Genomic DNA, 252 nt, shown 5'->3' with positions numbered 1-252 from the left:
GTCGCCGCCGGCGTCGACGACCCGGTCGCGGCCGAGGGTATGTCGGACGTCGCGCGCAAGGCCGGTGTGACGATTCCGCTGCTGATCGAGATCGACTGCGGCCTGGCCCGGGCCGGCCTGCCGCCGGGGGAGCGGGCGGTTGCGCCCGCGGAGCTGATCGATCGGCTGCCGGGGCTGGAGCTCCGCGGGCTGTTCACGCACGCCGGCCACGCCTACGCGGCCGACGGTCCTGAGCGGCTGCCCGAGATCGCG

General features: G+C 76.2%; 1 protein-coding gene. It reads left to right on the top strand.

Annotated features, from left to right (window positions below):
- Window positions 1–252 (top strand): alanine racemase (locus tag KVT28_RS25805; RefSeq protein WP_217551100.1); only part of this gene is annotated, 252 nt, incomplete at both ends.

The organism is Pantoea sp. GbtcB22 (assembly GCF_019091025.1).
Taxonomy (GTDB): domain Bacteria; phylum Pseudomonadota; class Gammaproteobacteria; order Enterobacterales; family Enterobacteriaceae; genus Pantoea; species Pantoea leporis.
This window is presented reverse-complemented; position numbering and strand designations above follow the sequence as displayed.